We start from the raw sequence: 3,749 nt of genomic DNA on the forward strand, positions 1-3,749 counted from the left end.
CACCCGCAGGGGGCGGCCGTTCGGACGGTCGGCGAGGGCTCCGGCCGCCGCCGCCACACCCTCACCGGAGTCGGCGTAGAAGAGGAACTCGAAGTCGGGGTCGCGGTCGAGTTCGTCGGCGACCCAGCGCAGCGCCACGTGGTCGAGGAGCTCATTGGCCAGGATGATTCGGCGGACCCCGAACCGGCGGTAGGCCAGGACCTGGTTGGCGGTGGCGGCGGTGACCCCCCAGGCGCCCGCGGCCAGCTGGCGCTGGATCAGCGCGGGGGCCATGGAGGTCTTACCGTGCGGTGCGAGCGGCAGGCCGTGCCGCTCGGAGAACGCCGCGAGCGCCGCGATGTTGCGGTCGAGCGCGGAGGCGCGCAGCACCATGAGCGGCCAGGTGAACGGCCCGGAGAAGAGGTGGAACCGTCGGGTGGCGAACTCCTCCAGGGTGACGGGATCGCCCGGCCACCAGAGTCCCTTGGTCCGCCAGTCGATGTGTTCACGCGGGATGTCGAGCCGATCGGTCACGGTGCGTCCACGCCTCCTGCGCGCCAGTACCCCGCCCGGTCCCGACCCTCGGGGCCGTGACCGGGCGGGGACGGTGTCGGTCGGTCCGATCATCCCACCGGCGTCAAGCGCGGCGGGCGGCCGGGTGTCAGTCGTTCGCCGCGACCGGAGGCGCGGGCGGCGCCGGGGCCCCGAAACGGTCGCCGTCGTCGAGGTCGTCGATGGCCTCCCGCCCGACCTCGGGGTAGTCGGTGATGAACCCGTCCACCCCCAGCCCCAGGACGGCGTCCATGGTGGCGCGGTCGTTGATCGTGTAGGGCATGATCTCCATCCCGGCCTCCTGGACCCGACGCACGTAGTCGGCGTCGATGTGCCTGTGGTTCGGGTTGATCATGGCGGCCCAGCCGTAGTCGTCGATCCGATCCTCGGGGACCATGCCCAGTAGGCCGTGCGGAACGGGCCGCAGGATGTCCTGGGACTCGCGGACCGACTCCCAGTCGAAGCTCTGGATGACCAGGCGGCGGGGCTCCCACGGCGGGTTGCGCCTGAACCACTCCGCTCGGTCGAACAGCTCCTCGGCGACGGCGCGTTCGAGGCCGGGGTAGAGCTCGGGCTCCTTGAGTTCCAGGAGAAGGTTGAGGTCGTGCTCCGCCATCCGGTCGAGGACCTCCCCCAGGGTGGGGACGGGCTCGCCGGCGAAGGCCGGGTCGTACCAGCCGCCGGCGTCGAGCCGGCGGATCTCCGCCATGGTGAAGTCCGAGACCCGGTAGGGCGCACGGTCGGGGAAGACCGCCTCGACGTCGGTGGTCCGCTCCAGGGTGGTGTCGTGCATGATCACCGGTTCGCCGTCCGCGGTGAGCTGGACGTCGACCTCGACCGTCACGGCGCCCAGTTCATGGGCGACGTCGATGGCGGCGAGGGTGTTCTCTGGTGCGTGCCCCGACGCGCCACGGTGGGCGACGGCGATCAGCGGGCGCTCGAAGACGGGGTGGTGGGCGGCGACGGGTTCGGTGGTGGGCTCTCGGGGGTCGAGGGCGGGAGCCCCGACCGAGACGCCCGCGCTGGCGGTGATGAAGAGTGAAGCGGCTCCGACGACGATTCCGATGCGGCGCACCGGACCTCCCAAGTTCGCGTGGACTGGCCGAATTGCTCCATCAGGGTGGATGCGGATGGTGACCCCTCGGTGACCGTACGCGGAGCGTCGGGTAATGGGAATCCCACCTTCTGGTACGGGACAGGTCACACCCTTCCCGAATTTTCACCCAATGAAGCGAATGAATTACTTCATGTACCGGTTTTGGCTGGAGAGCCCCCCGAGAATCACATAGAGTCCTGAAACCATCACTAGTAGTAGTCGATGGGAAGGGATGACGATGCGCAAGCACCACACGAGGTGGGTCGCGCTCCTGGGCGCCGCCACGCTCTCGACCACCGGGCTGGCAGGTCTCGCGGGACCGGCGGTGGCGGCGGACGACAAGGACCCGCGGGTGATCAACTGGCCGGTGGTCGAACAGGCGGTCTCCTCGTACAAACTGGACGGGTTCGAGATCGGTTACCTGCCCCCCGGACTGGACAGATTCGGGCTCAACGCCTCCTCGCTGATAGACCGGCGGGGCAACAGCCAGTCGCAGATCTCCTGGGTTCAGGGCCCGGACCACCTCTACGGGCGCGTGATGATCCTGCGCTCGGAACAGGTCCAAGAGCTGGATGACCTGCTCGAGCTGCGGTACTCCCACCTGCCCGAGCGGGGACTGGAGCGGCTGGACGGCAGTGGTGGGGCCGAACGCGAGGCCTACGTCTCAGAGGCGACGGGCGACATGTTCTGGTTGGAGGAGCCCGGGGTCGCGATCACCACCCACCTGCGCCCGGAGCGGTGGGACGGCGACGAGCTGCGGAGGATGGCGGAGTCGGTGGTCGCGCTCTCGTCCCCGGGGTCCGAGGAGACCTCGGAGGAGTCGGAGGAAGAGGCTCCGGACGACGTCCAGGAGGATGCCGTCCAGGACGGCACGGGTGAGGCCGGGGAGACCGCGGAAGGCGCCGAGGCCGAAGGAGAGGCCGGGGAGAGCGAAGAAGCCGAAGGAGAGACCGCCGAGACCGAGGAGTCCGGGGAGGCCGAAGGCGAGGCCGCGGAGACCGCGGAGACCGAAGGCGGGGCCGCGGAGACCGCGGAGGGCACGGCCACCACCGAGGACGTGGCGGCCGAGGAACACGAGGACACCGACGCGGTCGAGGTGACCGCGGAGGACGTCGCGGCGGCCGGGAACGACACCTCCGGGGAGACCGCTGAGGACACCGACGCGGTCGAGGTGACCGCCGAGGGCATCGCGGCGGCCGGGAACGAGGCCTCCGAGGCGGAGGGAGCGGACACGGAGTCCGACCAGCCCAGCGCGACCAACTCCCGGCAGGTGAAGCAGTGCCTGATCGACGAGTTCGTGATCTTCGACTACACCGACGCCGAGCAGGACCGGGAGTCGGCGTCCACCGCCTCCGGCGACACCGTCGAGCAGCCGCTGAGCCGTGACCAGCTGACCGACGAGCAGCGCGACGAACTGCTCGCCACCGTCTGGTACCACGGCACCGAGAGCGAGAAGAACGCGGCCACGGACCACTGCGCCGACAGCCTCGACATGCAGCGCTCCGAGATCGAGTCCGTGCTCGCCGAGATCGCCGACCTGATCGCCCAGCTCGTCGAGAGGGCCCAGGCCAGCCTGACCGAGGGCATGGAGGAGGTCGCCCACACGTCCACCGAGACGCACACGCCCGGCCCGGGCGAGGCCGGCGGCCTCGAGCCGATGGACGACGCGGAGTGGGAGGAACTGTGGGACTCCCTGCCGTGGAGCTTCGAGTTGGAGGCACCGTGACGCCACCGGGTCCACGGAGGCTGTGACCCGGCCGGAGCGGAACGGTACGCGGCCGTGGGCCGATGACCGGCCGGGGTGGAGGGTCTGCGACCGGGCAGCATGAAGCGGGCGGGGAGTGAGCGCCCCCAGATCAATGGTGGCCCGGGGTTGGGTCGAGACGCCAGCCCCGGGCCGCCGGCCTGTGGACAGAGCTCCGCGGACCGGTTTCCTGGGATACGGTCGGCTCGACGCCCGTTCCCGTGACCGCCGCCACACCCGCGCGACCACGCGGTGCCCGCCCGGGGTCCGTCGAACCGGGCGGGCCGCCCCCTCCGAGGAGAGCCATGCCCCGTTTCACCACGCGCCCCCAGCTCCGCGGCGACTTCGGTATGGTCGCCTCCACCCACTGGCTCCCCT

Annotated in this window: 2 protein-coding genes and 1 pseudogene; 1 reads left to right on the forward strand and 2 read right to left on the reverse strand. The window is 70.7% G+C overall.

The features are described 5' to 3' along the window. Together D471_RS0111755 and D471_RS0111760 are read right to left on the reverse strand one after the other, a co-directional pair. Positions 1-513 (reverse strand): annotated as a pseudogene (locus D471_RS0111755) (alanine racemase); the annotation flags it as partial. A gap of 127 nt (positions 514-640) precedes the next feature. Beyond that, complete coding sequence (locus D471_RS0111760; RefSeq protein ID WP_017598803.1) at positions 641-1,606, reverse strand: glycerophosphodiester phosphodiesterase; 966 nt, start codon at positions 1,604-1,606, stop codon at positions 641-643. Between the two features lie 259 nt (positions 1,607-1,865). Here D471_RS0111760 and D471_RS0111765 point away from each other — a divergent pair, with 259 nt between their 5' ends. Further along, the gene (locus D471_RS0111765; protein WP_026127632.1) at positions 1,866-3,353 is read left to right on the forward strand and encodes a hypothetical protein; all 1,488 of its coding nucleotides are present in this window, start codon (positions 1,866-1,868) and stop codon (positions 3,351-3,353) included. The last annotated feature ends 396 nt before the right edge of the window (positions 3,354-3,749 follow it).

It is taken from the genome of Nocardiopsis lucentensis DSM 44048 (genome assembly GCF_000341125.1).
Lineage (GTDB): Bacteria > Actinomycetota > Actinomycetes > Streptosporangiales > Streptosporangiaceae > Nocardiopsis > Nocardiopsis lucentensis.

Excerpts from the sequence above, each read along its gene's own strand:
- D471_RS0111765 (WP_026127632.1), top strand. The coding sequence starts at position 1,866 with ATGCGCAAGCACCACACGAGGTGGGTCGCGCTCCTGGGCGCCGCCACG.